Annotated in this window: 12 protein-coding genes; 11 read left to right on the forward strand and 1 reads right to left on the reverse strand. The window is 38.7% G+C overall.

All coding sequences use genetic code 11. The features are described from left to right. Positions 1-80 precede the first annotated feature (80 nt). From AAEY62_RS04375 to AAEY62_RS04425, 11 genes are all read left to right on the forward strand, one after another. Complete coding sequence (locus AAEY62_RS04375; protein ID WP_002958026.1) at positions 81-680, forward strand: hypothetical protein; 600 nt, start codon at positions 81-83, stop codon at positions 678-680. Between the two features lie 117 nt (positions 681-797). Continuing rightward, positions 798-1,880: a glycine cleavage system aminomethyltransferase GcvT gene (gene gcvT, locus AAEY62_RS04380; protein ID WP_121955113.1), complete on the forward strand. Its 1,083-nt coding sequence runs from the start codon at positions 798-800 to the stop codon at positions 1,878-1,880. A gap of 73 nt (positions 1,881-1,953) precedes the next feature. Next, positions 1,954-2,343, forward strand: coding sequence for a glycine cleavage system protein GcvH (gene gcvH, locus AAEY62_RS04385; protein ID WP_024590231.1), 390 nt, complete (start codon positions 1,954-1,956; stop codon positions 2,341-2,343). A 161-nt stretch (positions 2,344-2,504) separates the two neighbouring features. Beyond that, complete coding sequence (gene gcvP / locus AAEY62_RS04390) at positions 2,505-5,396, forward strand: aminomethyl-transferring glycine dehydrogenase (protein WP_350634632.1); 2,892 nt, start codon at positions 2,505-2,507, stop codon at positions 5,394-5,396. 592 nt (positions 5,397-5,988) lie between these two features. Beyond that, entirely contained in the window at positions 5,989-9,405 is a 3,417-nt protein-coding gene (gene hsdR / locus AAEY62_RS04395; protein WP_350634633.1) for a type I restriction-modification system endonuclease, read from the forward strand. Between the two features lie 61 nt (positions 9,406-9,466). Beyond that, the gene (locus AAEY62_RS04400) at positions 9,467-10,975 is read left to right on the forward strand and encodes a class I SAM-dependent DNA methyltransferase (protein WP_350634634.1); all 1,509 of its coding nucleotides are present in this window, start codon (positions 9,467-9,469) and stop codon (positions 10,973-10,975) included. Beyond that, the gene (locus AAEY62_RS04405) at positions 10,972-12,318 is read left to right on the forward strand and encodes a restriction endonuclease subunit S (protein ID WP_350634635.1); all 1,347 of its coding nucleotides are present in this window, start codon (positions 10,972-10,974) and stop codon (positions 12,316-12,318) included. Before AAEY62_RS04400 ends, AAEY62_RS04405 begins: the two co-directional genes overlap by 4 nt. Next, complete coding sequence (locus tag AAEY62_RS04410) at positions 12,318-14,126, forward strand: AAA family ATPase (RefSeq protein ID WP_350634636.1); 1,809 nt, start codon at positions 12,318-12,320, stop codon at positions 14,124-14,126. Before AAEY62_RS04405 ends, AAEY62_RS04410 begins: the two co-directional genes overlap by 1 nt. Further along, entirely contained in the window at positions 14,126-15,214 is a 1,089-nt protein-coding gene (locus tag AAEY62_RS04415; RefSeq protein WP_350634637.1) for a hypothetical protein, read from the forward strand. The genes AAEY62_RS04410 and AAEY62_RS04415 overlap by 1 nt, the downstream gene beginning before the upstream one ends. Next, the gene (locus AAEY62_RS04420; protein WP_350634638.1) at positions 15,214-17,937 is read left to right on the forward strand and encodes a DUF8426 domain-containing protein; all 2,724 of its coding nucleotides are present in this window, start codon (positions 15,214-15,216) and stop codon (positions 17,935-17,937) included. The genes AAEY62_RS04415 and AAEY62_RS04420 overlap by 1 nt, the downstream gene beginning before the upstream one ends. Then, on the forward strand, positions 17,924-19,204 hold the full coding sequence (locus AAEY62_RS04425) for an McrC family protein (RefSeq protein ID WP_350634640.1): 1,281 nt from the start codon (positions 17,924-17,926) through the stop codon (positions 19,202-19,204). Before AAEY62_RS04420 ends, AAEY62_RS04425 begins: the two co-directional genes overlap by 14 nt. 278 nt (positions 19,205-19,482) lie before the next feature. On the opposite strand, the gene AAEY62_RS04430 is transcribed toward AAEY62_RS04425, so the two are convergent. After that, complete coding sequence (locus tag AAEY62_RS04430; RefSeq protein ID WP_350634642.1) at positions 19,483-19,977, reverse strand: hypothetical protein; 495 nt, start codon at positions 19,975-19,977, stop codon at positions 19,483-19,485. Positions 19,978-20,307 lie beyond the last annotated feature (330 nt).

Below are 20,307 nucleotides of genomic sequence, written 5' to 3' on the forward strand. Positions count from 1 at the left end.
CAATTGATAAAAAATTACAATTTGTTGTTGGTAGGCGTGGGCAATATACTTTTATAATCGAAAATACACAGGTGTTTGTTATGACTTTTAACCCAATAATGTTTGCCCGCCACAGCAACGCAAGTAGTGCGGTTACTAACGCTTTGCAAACTAACAACAATCACGTTGTAATGGATTTTAGCGGCACCGAAACCAGTGTATTTTTAAGCACTATTTTAGGCCTTGATTTAACTAAGCTTACCGCCAGTGGTTTAGGCTTAAAAGGCACGCTTGATGGCGACTATAATTCTGACTACAGCTTTGCTGTTTATTACTTTAGCGAAACCGCCTTTAGATTCGTACTGCCACACAACGCAAGCCTTCAACTACAAGCACTTATAAACGAGCAACAACTACGTTTTGATATTGATTATGTAGTACGCACCGACCTAGCAAGCTTTATTTTAAGTGGCGACAACGCGTTTGATACTCTAGTAAATGCTTTTAAATTAACACCAGGTTTGCGCCTTTCTGACGCGCAACTATGCTACGGTGCGCAAAGTGGTGATGTATTTATTACCGCCATTGATAAAAACGACGAACAACACTTTGTATTAGTCGCTAAACAACAAGAATTACAAAAATGGCAAAGCTACATGCAAGCGCAAGGTTTTGCACTTATGCATAGTGAAGCCGCATAACGAATACAAACAACAGGTGAACATAACAATGTTTACCTGTTTTTAATTGCGATTAAGCAATTAAAGTCTATTTAAGCCACGCCCTAAACAGGGTTAATTTAAACGTGAAGGAATGTTATGACTTCTAAAACTGTACTACATGCTAAGCACCTAGAAGCGGGCGCTAAAATGGTTGATTTTCATGGCTGGGAAATGCCAATCAACTACGGCTCACAAATAGAAGAACACAATAGCGTGCGTACCGACGCAGGTATGTTTGACGTATCACACATGACTATTGTTGATATTGAAGGGCCTCAAGCACAAGCATTTTTACGTAAGCTAGTAGCTAACGACGTTGCAAAATTAACCGTACCAGGTAAAGCGCTTTACACAGGCATGCTTAACGAGCAAGGCGGTGTAATAGACGACTTAATTATTTATTTCTTTAGCGAAACCTTTTACCGCCTAGTTGTTAACTCAGCAACGCGCGAAAAAGACCTAGCGCATTTAGCTAACGTATCGAGCGACTTTGACGTAACTGTTACAGAGCGCCCTGAGTTTGCAATGATTGCAGTACAAGGCCCTAACGCTAAAGCAAAAACAGCCACTCTTTTAAATGCCGAGCAACAAGCAGCTGTTGAAGGTATGAAGCCGTTTTTTGGTGTTCAAGTAGGTGATTTATTTATTGCCACAACGGGTTATACTGGCGAAGACGGTTACGAAATAGTAGTACCGAACGACCAAGCAGCCGATTTATGGCAGCAACTGCTAGACGCAGGTGTTAAGCCTGCTGGTTTAGGTGCACGCGACACGCTACGTTTAGAAGCAGGTATGAACCTTTACGGCCTAGATATGGACGAAAGCGTATCACCACTTGCAGCTAACATGGCATGGACCATTGCATGGGAACCAGAAGATCGCGACTTTATTGGCCGTGACGTACTTGTTAAGCAACGCGCAGAAAAAAGCACTGACAAACTAGTTGGCTTAGTGTTTGAAGAAAAAGGCGTTTTGCGTAGCGGTTCTAAAGTAATTGTTGACGGTGGGATAGGTATCATTACATCAGGTACTTTTTCACCAACACTTGGTTTTAGTGTAGCCCTTGCACGTGTACCACGTTCAACAGGCGATACAGCTCAAGTAGAAATGCGTAAAAAATTAGTAAACGTTAAAGTAGTAAAGCCTAGCTTTGTACGTAACGGTAAATCAATAATTTAAATAATTTGGTTATACCAATCACAATAATTATTGCGATTGGTATCCTCCCAATATAAACCAAAGGACAAATAAAATGAGCAATATTCCTAGCGAGTTAAAATACGCACCTTCACACGAGTGGGTTCGCAGTGAAGGCGACGGTACATTTACTGTTGGTATTTCTGAGCATGCACAAGAACTTCTTGGCGACATGGTATTTGTTGAATTACCAGAAGTTGGCGACGAAGTAGACGCTGGCGAAGACTGTGCAGTAGCAGAGTCAGTTAAAGCAGCATCAGACATTTACGCACCTATCAGTGGCGAAATTGTTGCAATTAACGAAGAGCTTGAAGATTCACCTGAAACAGTAAACAACGACGCTTACGGCGACGGTTGGTTATTCCGTATTAAAGCATCTGACGAGTCTGAGCTAGACAACTTATTAGACGCTGAAGGTTACTCGCACACTATCGACGAAGAATAATCATTTTTTGAAGATAACTAAAAGCCCCGTTTAATGTATAAAAATGGGGCTTTTATGATTTTACAGCTCACCACCCCATACTGAGTGAACTGTTAAATCGTCAAATATTTTAATTAATGCTAGTTACCCATTAGCATTTAGGATCATAGGAATCTGGATTCATGTCAAACGCCAAATCTCTTGAAGAACTAGAGCAAAAGCAAGATTTTATTCGCCGCCATATTGGGCCAAGCCCAGCACAAGTAAGCGATATGCTAAGTGCTTTAGAAGTATCGAGTGTGCAAGAGCTCATTGACCAAACTGTACCGGCTAGCATTCGTCTAGAACAACCGCTAACAGTTGGACAAAGCCGTACTGAAGTTGAAACACTAAGCTACCTAAAATCAGTAGCCAGCAAAAATAAAGTTTTCAAATCGTACATTGGCCAAGGCTACCACCCAACTAACGTACCGCACGTAATTTTACGTAACGTACTAGAAAATCCAGGTTGGTATACAGCGTACACACCGTATCAGCCAGAGATTGCTCAAGGGCGTTTAGAATCATTATTAAACTTCCAAACTATGACCCTAGATTTAACCGGTCTTGATTTAGCAAGCGCATCACTACTTGACGAATCAACAGCGGCTGCAGAGGCTATGGGCCTTGCAAAACGCGTATCAAAAGCTAAAAAAGCCAATGCCTTTTTTATCGCTGACGACGTACACACACAAACAATCGACGTAGTAACAACGCGTGCCGAGCAGTTTGGTTTTGAAATAATTGTAGGTAAAGCAGAAGATGCCGTTAACTTTGATATTTTTGGCGCATTGTTCCAATACCCAACTACATCAGGCGAAGTGGTCGACATAACTGACCTAATTGCTGGCGTACAAAGCAAAAAGGCCATTGCCTGTGTTGCTGCCGACATAATGAGTTTATTACTATTAAAAGCACCGGGTAAATTAGGCGCAGATGTAGTACTTGGTTCGGCTCAGCGTTTTGGCGTACCTATGGGTTATGGCGGTCCACACGCTGCATTTTTTGCAACACGTGACGCATACAAACGTTCATTACCAGGTCGTATTATTGGTGTATCTAAAGACCGTTTAGGTAACGACGCACTACGTATGGCAATGCAAACGCGCGAACAACACATTCGTCGCGACAAAGCCAACTCAAACATTTGTACAGCGCAAGTATTACTTGCCAACATGGCAGCGTTTTACGCGGTGTACCACGGTCCACAAGGCTTAAAAACTATCGCGCAGCGTATACATCGCTTTGCTGATATTTTAGCAAGTGGTCTTAAAGCTAAAGGCATCGCACTTAAGCACAGCACATGGTTTGATACCCTTACAGTAGTAAGCGACAATAAAAACGACGTAACAGCACGTGCAATTGCAAAAGGCGTAAACTTTGCAACAAACCACGAAGGCGAGTACTCAATTTCGGTATCAGAGACAACAACACGCGCCGATATTACTGAGTTATTCGATATTATTTTAGGCGAAGGCCATGGCCTAAGTGTTGACGCTATTGCAGCCGACGTTGAAGCAAATGGCAGCGAGTCTATCCCTGCAAGTTTAGTACGTGATGACGAAGTACTAACGCATCCAAACTTTAACAGCTATCACAGTGAAACAGACATGCTTCGCTATATTAAGCGACTAGAAAGCAAAGACTTATCGCTTAATCACTCAATGATCTCGTTAGGCTCATGTACCATGAAACTAAACGCGACCGCAGAGATGATCCCAATTACGTGGCCTGAGTTTGCAAACCTTCACCCATTCTGCCCGCTAGATCAAGCAGAAGGTTATCAAATAATGATTGGCGAGCTACACGACTGGCTAGTAAACATTACCGGTTACGATGCAGTATCACTACAGCCAAACTCTGGTGCACAAGGTGAATACGCAGGCTTAATCGCGATTCGTAAATACCACGAGTCACGCGGTGACGCACACCGTAATGTATGTTTAATCCCAAGCTCTGCGCACGGTACTAACCCTGCATCAGCGCAAATGGCAAGCATGAAAATTGTGGTAGTTAACTGCGATAAAAACGGTAACGTAGACATGGTTGACCTTAAAGCGAAAGCTGAGGAAGTGTCTGAAAACTTATCGTGCATCATGATCACATACCCGTCTACGCATGGCGTATACGAAGAAACAATTCGTGAAATTTGTGACATTATTCATGAGCACGGCGGCCAAGTTTACATGGACGGCGCAAACATGAACGCGCAAGTTGGCGTAACAAGCCCAGGCTTTATTGGTTCAGACGTATCGCACTTAAACTTGCATAAAACGTTTTGTATTCCACACGGTGGCGGCGGTCCAGGTGTTGGCCCAATTGGTGTTAAATCGCACCTTGCGCCATTTATGCCAAACCACAGCGTAATTAACGTACCAGGTACTAACATCGGTAACGGTGCGGTATCGGCAGCGCCTTATGGCTCAGCCGCTATTTTACCTATTTCATGGGCTTACATTACCATGATGGGTTCAGAGGGCTTAAAACAAGCCACTGAAATGGCAATTGTTAATGCTAACTACTTAACGCATGAGCTAAGCAAGCACTTCCCAATTTTATACCGTGGTCGTAACAACCGTGTTGCTCACGAATGTATTGTTGACTTACGCCCACTTAAAGAGCTATCAGGCATTACTGAAATGGACGTAGCTAAGCGCTTGCAAGATTACGGCTTCCATTCACCAACTATGTCGTTCCCAGTAGCTGGCACATTAATGATTGAGCCAACTGAGTCTGAATCAAAAGGTGAAATTGACCGCTTTATCGAAGCAATGGTGTCGATTAAAGGCGAAATTGAAAAAGTAATCTCTGGCGAATGGTCAATCGAAAACAACCCGCTAGTGTTTGCACCGCATACACAAGGCGACGTGTTAGGTAACGAATGGGACCGTGCATACGACCGTTTTTACGCTGCATTCCCAGTGCCTGCAGTGGCTAAAAACAAGTTTTGGCCAACCGTTACACGTATTGATGACGTATACGGCGACCGTAACTTAGTATGTTCATGCCCAGCGGTAGAGACATACCGCGACTAATTTTTTGAAATGTTCATGATAAATAAGTTTGCGAACGTGTATAAATAAGTTTGCGAATGAACAAAGAAGGTGAGCTTTTATAGCTCACCTTTTTTATTGTTGAATGTAGCTCTCGTATAAAGAATGAAACTATCTGAATTAAGTTTGTCATTGGTACCTGTATTTCTTTATCTAAATAAAAACATTTAAATTTATAATTATTATTTAAACCGATAATTATTTATCTAAATTCACAGTTACAGTCGCAATTACTTATAGCTAAAGCTTGAGATAATACAGCGCTCCTGCAAAGCTCTTTTTTAAAGTTAATTCAATACTATTTATGTGTGCTTACTTTATGGATTAATTAGCCCTAACAATCATTGGAAGCAAAAGTTAGCTAGTTTAATTGATACTTATAATGTAGACGTAACAGAAATGGGCTTTCCAGATAATTGGCAAGAGTTACCTATCTGGAATAGTATTAAATAACTAGGCTCTAATTAGGCTACAACTAGCTGTAATATCGCTTTATTTAGTTTTTATTTTGCACAGTAATAATTTTCTTTGGTAGTATCGATTGATACACATATGGATTAGTTAGGCTGTTAAGATGGGAAGCGATTTTAGTAACTTTGATTTTTTAAAACACCACGACGAATTACTACTTCGTTTAGCTCAAACGGCTGAACGCTGTTTTGCCCCAGACCCAAATACAACCCTAGTTAAAATGCGCCAGTTAGGTGAAGCTTTGGCTCAAAATGTCGCTGCGCGAGTTGGCGTCGATTTTGGCCACGATGTTAAGCAAGTGGATCTATTAAGAGAGCTCGATTACACCCTAAAGCTAGATGAACGAATTAAAGATGCCTTCCATGTTATTCGCAAATTAGGTAATACTGCTAACCACGATTTCACCTCAAGTAGCCACCGAGATGCCCTAAAGTCTATGCAGTTAGGTCATGCTTTATCCGTGTGGTATCACAAGCTGTATGGTGATAAAACAGCAAAAGGCTTTGTATTTACGCCATTCGTTAAACCTCAAGATCCATCTATAGAAGTAAGAGAGCTTGAAGAGAAGCTACATGAACTTGAAGTTGAACGTCAAAGGTCAACCGAACGTCTAAAAATTGCAGAGCAGTTAAAGCAAATCGAAGCTGAAAAAGCCGCTGCCGAGCGAAAGCGTTCTGAGCAAATGCTTGCAGATAGTCAAACGTGGGAACAAATAGCCACCGAGCAGGAAGCATTGCTAGCTGAATATAAAGATAAAATGGTTAAAGCCAATATCATGTATATGGCTCAGTTTAATGCTAAAGACAAACAAGCACAGCAGCAAGAAATTCAACGAGTCGAAAAGTCAGCGTTTCAATTAAATGAAAGTGAAACGCGTGTACTTATCGATGAGCAGTTAGCTGCGGCTGGTTGGCTGGTGGATAGTGTTAACCTAAAATATTCAAAAGGCGCAAGGCCAGTTGTAAACGAGAATAGAGCAATTGCAGAATGGCCAACTAAATCAGGGCCTGCTGATTATATTTTATTTATGGGCCTTACACCTGTGGCTGTTGTAGAGGCTAAAAAGTCAGCTAAAAACGTCTACGGTGCAATTGACCAAGCAAAGCGCTATGCCAAAGATTTAGAGCCAAATCCATCATTCGAATTAGATGCTATATGGGGCGATTTTAAAGTGCCTCTTACGTTTGCTACTAATGGGCGATCTTATTTAAAGCAATTAGAACAAGAAAGCGGTATTTGGTTTTTAGATGTGCGAGATAACGCTCATAGGCGTAAAGCACTTAAAGGCTGGTATTCACCGCATGAAATAAAAGGCTATTTAAAGCAAACCACTCAGCAAGCAGAGCAAAAGCTTGATGCGATGGACTTTGATTACGACCTTAAATTAAGAGACTACCAAGTTGATGCCATTCAAGCTGTAGAGCAAATAATTAAAGAAGGAAAGGATCGCGCGTTGGTTGCTATGGCAACAGGTACAGGTAAAACAAAAACCTGTATAGCCTTAGTTTATAGATTGCTTAAAGCTGAGCGCTTTCGTCGCGTGCTATTTTTAGTTGACCGCTCAGCATTAGGTGAGCAAGCTGCAACTGACTTTAAAGAAGTGAGAATGGAGCAACTCCAAACATTTGCTGATACCTTCGAGCTTATGGATCTAGGTGATAAAAAACCAGATGACGGAACCAAAGTGCATGTTGCAACGGTGCAAGGTTTAGTTAAACGTATTTTATATCCGAGCGATAACGATACCAAGCCCGGCGTAGGTCAGTACGATTGTATAGTAGTGGATGAATGCCATCGTGGTTACTTGCTTGATAGAGAGCTCAGCGATACAGAGTTATTATTCAGAGACCAAAAAGATTACCAATCTAAATACCGCTCAGTCATTGATTACTTTGATGCATTTAAAATAGGCCTAACAGCAACGCCTGCGCTACATACAGTAGACATATTTGGTGAACCCGTATTTAGTTATAGCTATACAGAGGCAGTACTTGACGGGCATCTGAATGATCATTTACCGCCTGTACGTATCAATACCAAGCTTTCTGAGATGGGAATTCATTATAAAATTAATGAAGAAGTTAAAGTATATGATGCTGAAAATAGCGATATAAAAACCTTTAACACCCCTGATGAACTTGATTTTGAAGTGGCAGAGTTCAACCGTAAAGTAATAGCCCCCAGCTTCACTAAAACAGTCACAAAATGGCTTGTCGAAAGCGATTCAATCGACCCTTACTCAGAGGCTAAAACATTAGTATTTTGTGTAACAGATAAACACGCAGACGAAGTGGTCGAAGCTTTTAAGCAGGCATGTGAAGATTATCACGGTGAAGTTGAAGACGATGCCATTCAAAAAATTACAGGCGCTACAGATAAGCCGCTTGATAAAATCCGCTCATTTAAAAACGATCGCCTGCCTAATATAGCCGTAACGGTAGATTTACTAACCACAGGTGTAGATGTGCCAAAAATATGTAATTTGGTCTTTTTACGTCGTGTAAATAGCCGTATTTTATTTGAACAAATGCTTGGCCGCGCTACACGCTTATGCCCCGAAATAAGTAAAGGCCCGTTTAAAATTTATGATGCGGTAGACATCTACAAGCAGTTAGAAAAAGTAAACAGTATGAAGCCCGTTGTCACTAATGTAGATATTACCTTTAGTGAGCTAGAGCAAGAAATGGCACACAGCAAAAGTGAAGACTTACAAGCATTAGCCAAAAATCAGTTTATCGCTAAATTACAAGTTAAGCGCCGCCACTTAACGCCTGAACAAAGTGACAAGTTCGAGACCATAACCGGGCAATCACCACAACCGTTCATTAAAGACTTAAAAGCACTACCTGCCGATCAAGTAGCTAAATGGTTTACAGAGCATCCCGGTTTAGGTGAAATTCTTGATAGTAAAATTCAAGGCGTAGCTGGTGGCACTAAACCTGTGTATATATCTGATCACGAAGATGAGTTTACAAACATCACTACGGGCTATGGTGATGGGCAAAAACCCGACGATTATTTGCGTGCCTTTAACGACTTTGTAAATGCTAACAGTAACCGCTTGCTTGCTATTCAAACAGTTGTGCAAGCACCATGGGAATTAACTCGCCAAAACCTAAAAGAACTTGCTTTAGTGCTTGAACAAAACCACTTTAGAGAACAAGATCTACAAGTGGCGTGGAGCGAAGTTAAAAACGAAGATATTGCCGCACGTATTATCGGGTTTATTAGGCAAGCGGCTATAGGCGAAGCGCTTATTCCATTTGAACAACGTGTTGATAACGCGCTAGCTAAAATATTAGCTAGCCAAAGTTGGAAAACACCACAAATACAATGGCTCAATACCATAGCTAAACAAATGAAAGCCACCACCATTGTAGATGAAGCGGCGCTCGACCAAGGTATTTTTAAACACCAAGGCGGTATAAAGCGCGCTAATAAATTATTTGAACAACCCATTGCTGAAGTACTACATATGTTTAATCAAACATTGTGGCAAACCACTAATCAATCAGCCTAGTAGTAGGTTGATCACTTAAGCAATCACTCTTTTAGCAGTATTAACTTAATTAGGTAAAAACATGAGCACTCAAGACTTAGTCGCAAAACTATGGAATCTATGTAACTTACTCCGAGACGACGGCGTTACATACCATGAATATATTAATGAGCTCACGTATTTAGTGTTTCTTAAAATGGTTGACGAAACAGGCACCGATAACAATATTCCCAAAGGCTACCGTTGGGCCGACTTAGAGCATTATGACAGTGCAACAAGGCTAGAAGAGTATAAAAAATTATTGATCCACTTAGGCTCGCACGGCACCACAATAACTAAAGCTATTTATGCTAATGCCAGTACTGTAATACGTAAGCCTGTCACACTTAATAAGCTAGTAAGCGAAATTGATAAGCTTGATTGGTACAGTGCTAAAACCGAAGGCCTTGGCGATATGTACGAAGGCTTGCTAGAAATAAACGCAGGCGAGAAAAAATCAGGTGCAGGGCAATACTTTACGCCTCGCGTGCTTATTAACGCCATGGTTGAGCTGATGAAGCCAACCCTTGACGACGTTATTGTTGACCCAACAGCCGGTACTGGCGGCTTTTTGATTAGCGCCCATCATTATTTAAAACAACATAACGATATAGAAGTTCTAGAGCCCGACGCATACGATAAATACCAGCATAAAACCTTTTATGGTATGGAGTTAGTACCTGATACTCGTCGCTTAGCAATGATGAACTTAATGCTACACGACCTCGCGGTAGACGATGATAGTTCAGGCATCTTGTATGGTGACACCCTATCAAACGAAGGTAAAGCACTGCCACCAGCAAGCCTTATTTTAGCTAACCCACCATTTGGTACAAAACAAGGGGGCGGCGTACCAACGCGAGACGATTTAATCACTTACACCAGTAACAAACAGCTCGCCTTTTTGCACCTAATGTACTTGCGTATGCTTAAACCGGGTGGCCGTGCAGCTGTTGTATTACCTGATAATGTCTTATTTGAAGGCCCTACAGGGCAAACAATACGTAAAGACTTAATGGAAAAGTGTAATTTACACACCATTTTACGCTTACCAACAGGCATTTTTTACGCGGCAGGCGTAAAAACTAATGTGTTGTTTTTTTCAAAGCCAACTGATGTAAAACAAGATAAAGGCCAAACCAAAAATGTATGGGTGTACGACATGCGTTCAAACATGCCACAGTTTGGTAAACGCACAGTATTAACTCAAGCGCATTTTGATGAGTTCTATCAAGCGGTTGGTAGCGATTTAACGCAAGTTGATGAAGCTGCGCGCCACTTGTTTATTAAAAACCATCAACACGGTAGTGAAATTGGCAATATTGATACTTGCCGCCTACGTTGTTTTAGTCGCGAGGAAATCGCTAAAAAAGATGACGCACTCGATTTAGCATGGATCAGAGATGATAAAAGTGAAGATAGCACTAACTTACCAGAGCCTGATGTATTGATAAACGAAGCTATAGAAGAAATGGCGGGAGCGATGACAGAGCTAAAATCTATTTTGGTAGAGTTAGGTGTGGCAGAAGAAGGTGATGAGGTGATTTTGTGAAGGATTTACCTAAAGGGTGGATAAGCGCAAGTTTAGGTGACATTGCGAATGTACAAAGCGGGGTAGGTTTTCCCAAAAAATACCAAGGCGTCCTCGATGCTGAATATCCTGTATATAAAGTAGGAGATGTATCTAGGGCTTATCTTAAAAATAAAGCGAATTTATATATAGCCGAAAACACTGTTTCTGAAGAAACTGCGAATTTATTGAAAGGTAAGATTTTTAATGAAGGCTCGGTGTTGTTTGCAAAAATTGGAGAAGCCTTAAAATTAAATCGTAGAGTTATAGTCACAAAAAGTGGATTAGCTGATAATAATGTCATGGGTGTTACAGCTAAATTAAAAGAGTCCGAAAAGTATATATATAGATTTTTACAATATTTTGATGTGGCGTCACTTTCAAGATCTACAACTGTTCCGTCTATTAGGAAAAGTGACGTTGAAGAGATTCTAATTCCTTTTCCCCCACTAAACGAACAAATCCGTATAGCCGATAAACTTGATTCAATCTTAGCTAAAGTAAATAAAGCCCAATCACGACTAGATAAAATTCCAGCAATCCTAAAACGCTTCCGACAATCAGTTCTTGCTGCGGCTACATCAGGTGAGTTAACTAAAGAGTGGCGTGAATTCAACAAGGTAGATAAAGGTTCATGGCAACAATTCTCCATTGATGAATTATCTTCTCGGGCTTTTGATGGACCGTTTGGTTCTAAACTAAAAACAGCTGACTATACTGAGTTTGGCGTTAAGGTTGTTAGGTTGGAGAATATTGGCCATTTAACGTTTAAAGGTGATAAAGAGACATTTATTAGCGAAAAAAAGTATCAAGATCTAATAAAAAATACTCTAGAGCATAATGATATATTATTTTCTTCGTTTGTTGATGAGGAAATCCGAACGTGTTTATTTGAGGCAAGGGATAATACATATATCAATAAAGCAGATTGCTTTTGTATAAGAGTTAGTGGGGAGAAGATATCTCCGAAGTTTTTAATGTATAACCTCGGTTGCAAACACACTTTCGATAAAATAAAAAAGCAAGTTCATGGTGTAACTCGCCCAAGAATTAACTTACGTTTTTTAAAATCATTTGAGGTTAGCGTACCTACTATAGAAGAACAAATTAGAATAGTTGAAATTATAGATGCTCTTTTTCACAAAGCAGCCAAGGTCGAAGCTCAATTTCTAGAAACAAAATCAAAATTAGATCGTTTGACTCAGTCTATTTTAGCAAAAGCTTTTAGAGGAGAGCTTGTCTCACAGAGTGATAAAGATGAATCAGCTGAAGCATTATTAAAAAGAATCAAAGTTGAAAGCCCGAAAGTGAAGAGCAATAAATAATGAGATTAAATAGGATAAGACTTACAGGCCACTATAAGTCTATAACAGGGACGGTTGAAGAACCATTTATTTATAGATTTAAACAAAGTGAAGGCGGTTATTCACCACTATGTTTAGTTGGCTTAAATGGTTCGGGTAAGTCTAATTTTATAGAACTAATAGCTGATATTTTTGGCTATGCGGATAGGTACTTCAACCCGCAATTTAAATGTACTGAAGACCTAAGTTACGACTTTGAAATTGATTATGAGATTTTAGTAGCCAGCACTAAACGATTCATTAAATTAGAAAGCCAGAAATCAAAGCTAACAATGCGCTATTTTGATGGCCCAAGGTCAACCCCTTACTATTACGATAAGCGACAAGGTTTTGCATCAGACTCATTTGGAGGGCTCGTAGAAGTATGGCGCGATGTACTTAGTGAAGAGCATGAAATGCTACCTTCAAATATCATTGCTTACTCTTCTGGCCATAATCAAGGGTTGAGTTCGGTTTTTGCTAAAACAGAACTTCAATATTTTGATGTGATTAGAAAGCAGGGCGTGTTTTATCGGGAGTATAAACCCCGTTACGATAAAGCAATGGAGGCGCAAGATGCTGAAGATGATAGCGTATGGGAAGGATTATCTGCTTATGTGCAAAGTACTTATAAAAATAGTAATGGTTTATTTTCAGTTCCGCGCAGCTATCAAAATGATTTAGAATCCTATTTAAAATTTCCAGAAGAGCCTCTTGAGCCACATGAGGCAAAGTTACCGATAGGCCTATTTACAGACCATTCTTTGAATAATGTTTTTTTCATCTACTTAATTGCCTGCCGTGGAGTTAATAAAGTAGCTTCTCATAAGTTTAGAAAGTTTTTATCTGAGCATGTCAATCTGATTGGTATTTGTAGCTTTGATATTGATTTAAGACTTTCAGAATACAAAGAGTTTGAAACTGTAAGCAATATAGTTAGAAGGCTTACTGAACTAAGTTGTGAATCACAAAACCTACCTTTACCCGACATTAATGAAGAAATTAGCTATTCCCCCAAGCTTCATTTTAAAATTGGTAAGCATTTTTTAAAGGCGATGAAGCGTCTTTATCTAGATGAAACTGTATTTTTAGAACACTTACTAAAGCTTCATCATTTAACCGCCAAAAGATGGAGTCGTGACGAAAAGCGAACGCTAAAAAGTAGTAAGTACGAACGTAATGTACCGAATGTCTCTGGTGGTTTGATGCCGATGCGAGTGCAAAATATTAAAGTTATGCTCCGCGAGCCAAATGTAGAAACACTCTATGACAGACTAAGTGATGGTGAGCACCAACTTATTCAGATATTAGGTAGCTTGATGTTATTTGACCACCAGCAAACGTTATTTATTCTTGATGAGCCGGAAAGCCATTTTAATCCAGAGTGGCGTACAGAGTTTATTGAGTTGATTAATAAGTATGTGGATTTAAATAATCTCGAACTGATAATTTCCACTCATTCACCATTTGTACTTTCTGCATGTAAATCTGAAAGAGTGTTGCAGTTTGAAAAGAATGAGATGGGCAAAGTGTTATTAAAGCCCGTTGATATTGAAACATATGGAGCATCATTTGATTCGCTACTCACTTCTGTTTTTGATTTAAATGTTTTAATTTCTCAAAAACCGTTAACTGAAATTAGAGCGGGCTTAAGGGCTTATGATGAAGAGCTTATGGATGGTGAGGAAACATTAAAATGGCTTGAATTATATGGAGATTCGTTTGAGGTCAATTTACGTAGAAGTCAGATTAAACGACTCCTTTCTGCCAAAAATAGAGAAGAACATTAATGTTATGGTCAGTTACTAAACCACCTCAAAGTGCGATTTACTGGCTAGATGATGTCCATAAAGGCTTTTATCGTTCTATGTTAGTAGAAAGTATATTTAATAATTGTTTTCCAAATAGTTTTGTTGATGTACTTGATCGAAGTGGAAAAACAAAAGAGCTATTTCAAGATGTTTTTGACGCATATCAACCGTTAACCCCCGATTTAAAACGAGAGCTTAGCGCTCTTTTTTATAACCAAATTAACTGGGTTCAGGCACTAGGTAACACGAATCAATCAGTTTTGGCGCCTAGTGCAGGGCTTAAAAATATTTGGGAATTAGTCAAAAAGTTAGGTGGTTATCTTTACTCAACGACTCTAGATCTTAAGTGTTTTAAAAATGCATCTACTAACCCTAATGACTGTATAGGCTCACACTTTGAAGATTTCAAAGACGAAAATGGTGTTATTTGTTGTTTTTGTGGGACAGAAGATATGATGGAAGAACGGATTATAGAGCCAGAAGAGGGAGCACTAAATGAAGATGAGAAACAATGGAGAGCTTCATACGATCATTATTTACCTAAAAAACTTTATCCATTTCTAGCTGTAGATTTCAATAATCTGATTCCGTGCTGTCAAAAATGTAATGAAAAAGCGAAAGGTGAGCTCGATATTTTGCATTGTGACGGAGTGAGAACTTTAGCATTTAACCCATACACAGATCCTAGACCTGTTTCTTTGGAAGCAAAATACGAAAGTTATAATGGAACTTTTGTTATGAAGGTTGAAATTCAGGATACTGCAAATCAGCTTTTAGAGAAAGCAGATACGTGGAACAGAACATTTTCTGTATTGCCTAGAGTTAATCAACGTTTGAAGCGATTTAACTCTTCATGGTTAAGCCCTATTTTAAATGGGACTATTAATGTTGCTTCTGCAAAAACACGTCTAAATGACGAAGTATTGCGTTGTAATAATGCAAAGACATTTGAAAGAGAAGCTTATTATAAGTCACTTTGTTTTGATGTAATAAAAAATAAAAGTGATGCTGAAATAGAATCATACATAGAAGTTGTTAATCAGCTCTATGCAGGGAGGCGCATTTAGTGGCTAAATTTTGCGGAAACAGAAATTCAGAACACCTATTAAAAAACATAAAAGAGTTTAAGCAAAACTGTTTAATTGAAAGTAAATCTCTATTAACAGATGCTGTTATTTGGACAAGTGAATATTGTGAAGAATTAACTAAGTACTTTGTAGATAATCCTAATGCAGGTGAGGGGGATTTTTTTACAAAACTTGAAACTCAGCTAACAGATGCCTCGGCTGATGCCAAAGTACTTGCAGCTGAAATGCTGTGGCTAATGTTTTTATGCCCAAGTAATACAGGTGCAGCATCAAAGCGTGGGAGTGTTGAGCGAGTATTTGCTTGGAGTGGCTACAAAAGAGCTGAAGCCACAAAAGAGCGTTACTTATCTGACAATGCGCTTACAGGTGTTGGTAGTGCAGGTACGGCCTACAATACAATGCGTTGGCGTGAGTTAGTGTATTTAATTCGCTTCACAGAGTTGTTTTTAAAGCTGGATAAGCCTAAAAAAGAAGAGCTATTAAATAATCACATTAAATTTGCCCAGTGGTTAGAGCAAGTCCCTGATAATGAAAACCGCCAACTCCGTCACATGTTGGTGTTTTTATTCTTCCCTGATTCTAATGAACGTATATTCGGTAATACCGATAGATGTTCAATACTCGTCACTCTAGCTGGCCTTACTAAACCCCAATACAATAAAATGAAGTGCAGTGAAAGAGATGCTGCGCTTTTAAAGCTGCGCAAAGAATTTGAACATGAGTTTGGTACTACCGAGCTCGATTTCTATATTGAGCCGCTAAAAAGTAAATGGAAGAATACAGAAGTAAACACTGCTAAAGATGTGCAAGAACCTAAAGAGGATTACACTGTGGAAAAAACAATTAACAATACCACCAGCAGTTTAAACCAAATACTTTACGGGCCACCGGGTACAGGTAAAACCTACAACACAATAAATAAAGCGCTTGAAATAGTAGCCCCTGACTTTTTTGCTCACCACAAAAATGACCGTACTAAAATTAAAGCTCGTTTTGATGAGCTTATGAAGAAAAACCGCATAGGCTTTGTTACGTTTCATCAGAGCTTTAGCTATGAAGACTTTGTTGAGGGGTTAAAAGCCAATAGTAACAAAGCCCACCAGATAAGCTATGAAATTGAAGATGGTATTTTTAAGCGCATGTGTGATGCTGGTAATGCTCATACCGTTATATCTCAGCAAAAGCGCCCTGTAGATGTAACAGGACGGAAAGTTTGGAAAATGTCTTTAGGTGACACTCAAGGAGATGATGCTTACATATATCAGCAATGTATTGAGAACAATTATATTTTACTAGGTTATGGCGGTAATATTGACTTTAGCTCTACGAAAGACCGAAAGTCTGTTGTAGCTACATATGAAACGCATGGTATTAAAATAGAAAATGAAAGTAATGATTATAGTGCTATGTCAGTGGACTACTTTAAGAATGTCATGTCAATTGGTGACTTAGTTGTTGTATCTGAGGGTAATCGTAAGTTTAGGGCCATAGCTGAGATTATAGGTGATTATGAATACGCGCCTTCAGCAATTGATGATGAAAGTTACTCTCAAAAACGGGAAGTGATTTGGCATCGAGTTTATGAACCTTCGTTACCCGTTGATGAATTATTTACTAAAAATTTATCTCAAAGGACATTATATCGACTACAAGAGCCGGTGCTTATAAGAGACAAACTTAAAGAGCTACTTTCTGGTGATGATTTAAATAGTGATTCAATTCCGTCGTTGGCTGTAGGATCTAAAGTTTCAACTTATTTGGTTGAAGGTATAACAAACGAGATTATTAGCTTGAGAAAGCCAAATGGTGCTCTGCTACCAATGCCGCGAGTTATTGTTGACGAACTTGTGCTGTTGGTTAAACAAGGTAAAGCTTCTATTAGCGATATTCGTTCTAAAAAAGTGTTCGACTGGAACACTAGTACTGAAATGGAAAAATATATTGTTAACGGATACCCAAATGTTCTTGCGCCTTTAGTTGAGTCAATTGTAAATCATGGTATTAAAGATAAAGCGTTTAATAACTCAGAAAAACGAGTGTTGATTATTGATGAAATTAACCGAGGTAATATCTCTAATATTTTTGGTGAATTGATTACTTTAATTGAACCTAGTAAGCGTGCTGGTGGCTCTGAATCATTATCGGTAAAATTACCTTATTCAAAAGAGCCTTTATCAGTTCCTTCAAACTTACATATTATTGGCACTATGAACACGGCTGATAAATCATTGGCACAGGTTGATATTGCATTACGCCGCCGCTTTGAATTTGTAGAGATGATGCCAAATCATGAATTACTCGACGATGTTGAAGTTGATGGAATTAAAATAGCAAAATTACTAAAAACCATTAATCAACGAATAGAGCTTTTATATGACCGCGAGCATACCATTGGGCATAGCTTCTTTTTACCTTTAAAAGATGAGTCAACAATCGAGCGATTAGCAAAAATATTTGAGTTAGAAATACTTCCTTTACTTGAAGAATATTTTTTTGAGGACTGGGAACGTGTTGGCCAAGTGTTAGGTGATCACTTAAAAACAGATGCTAGCTTGAAATTTATAGAAGAAAAGTTCACTGACACTTCTATTGCCAAGCTTATGGGTCCTGAATGGCAGCAGGAGGGGATAACACCCTATAAGCGCAATGTTGAGGCATTAAACAACCCAGAAGCGTATATAGGTGTTTATGAAGCACTCTAAGGTTAATGATGTAATTGTTAGAGAGTATGCGCTTTTAACTAACGGTGGTGTTGATTGCAGTATTGATTGCCACTCAATTCCTCAGAGCGCTTTTGATTGGTTGTTAGTTAATGGTGTTAGTAATAATGAAAAGCAGCGTGAACTAGTTAAAGTAAAGCGACATGGTAAAGCGATTGCGTTACAAGTCGTGAATTTTGTTGGTGTACTAGAAACACCTTGTAAAACCAGAATCGAAATTTTACCTAAAATATCTATTCAAGACAGCAGCCCTAATAACTCACGCAAAGTATTAATGAAAATGCTTGCGAGTGTCGAGAAATTAACATTACAAGAGTTTCAACAATCGCATTTAGAGGTATTGAAACAGCCGCTGTATGAGTTGCTAATTAGTCACTTTTTAAATGCAGTATCTAAATTGGTAAAGCAATGCATACGTAATGAATACCAACGAGTAGAGCGAGAATCGACCTATTTAAAAGGTCAGTTGTTAGTAGCAAAACAACTTAGGCAACGACCGGGACGTAATCATCACTTTCATGTTTCTCATGATGTTTTTACATCTAATAGAGCTGAGAACAGGTTAATACACTCATCCTTAAAGTTAGTTTTAAAGTGGTCAAGATCTAGCGCTAATCAGCGCTTAGCGAGAGAGCTATTATTTGTATTCAATGAGATTGATGAATCAAAAAATATATCAAACGATTTTAGAAACTGGAAGACTGACCGCAGTATTGCGCACTACCGCCCACTTAAACCATGGTGTGAGTTAATTCTTAGTTATAAGTCTCCTATAGCTATGATTGGTAATCACAAGGGAATTTCGTTCTTATTTCCAATGGAAAAATTATTTGAGCGTTACGTAGCTAATCAGCTAGCTAAACAACTACCACCAGCTTTACGTTTGAAAGAGCAGCCCTCTACTTTTGGTTTGGTTGAGCATAAAGGTGATAAATGGTTTAGGTTAGAACCAGATATTGTTGTTTACGATAATGCCAGAGTAGTAATGACTGTTATAGATACAAAATGGAAGCGCTTAAATGAGTCACTGGGAAACGCCACTGATAAATATAATCTAAACCAATCTGACATTTACCAGTTATTCGCATATGGTGAAAAATACTTACAGGGCAATGGTGAGCTGTATTTGGTTTATCCCAAGTATGATGAGTTTAAATCTTCTTTAGATGACTTTTATTATCATGAAAATTTAAAGCTTAAAGTTGTGCCATATGACTTAGAGAGCGATAGTTGCTTTATTGATTTTTAAGTAGCTATAAAAGTATGCGTTCTAATGTATGAAATTAGGTAAGCAGCTTGTCATTATTTATTCGTAACAGCTTAGGTCCTGTCTGTATTGATAAAGCCTATACTTACATCCCTTAGCTTAACTTCTCTTCCATGAGCTTTATGTGCAACCTCTAAAAATGGGCGCATAAATTGCTGGTAATTAGGTATCACGAGCAGTCCTTTGTGTTGTTAGTACAATGGCCGACAATACAGCGCACTGTAATTTTTATACTATGTAGGTACAGTATTGTAATTTAACTACAGATACTCATTTTCAATATTCTTAGCTAATTGAATCAACAAGTAATGTTGCTTAGGGTTATCTATTGCTTCAATCGCTGAGCTATTCAGGTCGCCAAAGTATGACCCTAACCAAAGTACAATATCCCAGTCGAAATAGTATTTACTTACCTGTTCAATAATAGGTTCTAAAATAGGTTTAACGCGTCGTTTATAGATATCAAACTGAAAGGCGGGGTAGCCCTCATAGCCTGCGAAATTTGGTGCTGTTACAAAAAAGGCCTTATTTTCATCGACTAAGTTTTTTAAATCTTGTTCAGTAAATAGATTAGTGGGTGTCGAGAGTAAATCAATGACTTGAGCCGCCGATAAAAGAGCGTGATGCGATAAGAATAAGTTGATTTGGTTGTAATAAATACGGTGTTGCTCAGTAGGCGCATTTGTAAGTTTATTAAGTTTGAGTACTTCAGTAAAAAACTGGATGTACTGCTGAGTTCGCGAGAAATCATTCATTTTAATGCTCCTAAAAAGCGCTTTATATGTTGTTTTTTATTAGTACGAATAAAAAAATCGAGTTCCTTTTCGAGCTTATTCTGACCCTCTGGTGATTCAAGTAGATCAATTAGCGTTGTCATTTTGTTAAATTTTTGCTTTTTTATAAAAAAATAAAAATATTTTTTTTGAGAAAAAAGTCTGCTTTTAATCAGCTTTTCGAATAGTTTTAGCTTCGATTCAGTTATTACCATTTGGTTTACCCTTCCGATTTATTATTGATTAACTACTGCTTATATTGTTGTTATTTGTCGTTTTTTTAAGCTTTGTTGAGTCAAAAAAACTATGCTT

The sequence above is a fragment of the Pseudoalteromonas sp. GW168-MNA-CIBAN-0100 genome (assembly GCF_040309225.1).
Lineage (GTDB): Bacteria > Pseudomonadota > Gammaproteobacteria > Enterobacterales > Alteromonadaceae > Pseudoalteromonas > Pseudoalteromonas arctica.

Bases quoted from the DNA above. Each gene is read 5' to 3' on its own strand.
- AAEY62_RS04430 (WP_350634642.1), bottom strand. From the start codon at position 19,977: ATGAATGATTTCTCGCGAACTCAGCAGTACATCCAGTTTTTTACTGAA.
- AAEY62_RS04375 (WP_002958026.1), top strand. From the start codon at position 81: ATGACTTTTAACCCAATAATGTTTGCCCGCCACAGCAACGCAAGTAGT.
- AAEY62_RS04425 (WP_350634640.1), top strand. From the start codon at position 17,924: ATGAAGCACTCTAAGGTTAATGATGTAATTGTTAGAGAGTATGCGCTT.
- AAEY62_RS04400 (WP_350634634.1), top strand. From the start codon at position 9,467: ATGAGCACTCAAGACTTAGTCGCAAAACTATGGAATCTATGTAACTTA.
- gcvP (WP_350634632.1), top strand. From the start codon at position 2,505: ATGTCAAACGCCAAATCTCTTGAAGAACTAGAGCAAAAGCAAGATTTT.
- hsdR (WP_350634633.1), top strand. From the start codon at position 5,989: ATGGGAAGCGATTTTAGTAACTTTGATTTTTTAAAACACCACGACGAA.
- gcvT (WP_121955113.1), top strand. From the start codon at position 798: ATGACTTCTAAAACTGTACTACATGCTAAGCACCTAGAAGCGGGCGCT.
- gcvH (WP_024590231.1), top strand. From the start codon at position 1,954: ATGAGCAATATTCCTAGCGAGTTAAAATACGCACCTTCACACGAGTGG.
- AAEY62_RS04415 (WP_350634637.1), top strand. From the start codon at position 14,126: ATGTTATGGTCAGTTACTAAACCACCTCAAAGTGCGATTTACTGGCTA.
- AAEY62_RS04410 (WP_350634636.1), top strand. From the start codon at position 12,318: ATGAGATTAAATAGGATAAGACTTACAGGCCACTATAAGTCTATAACA.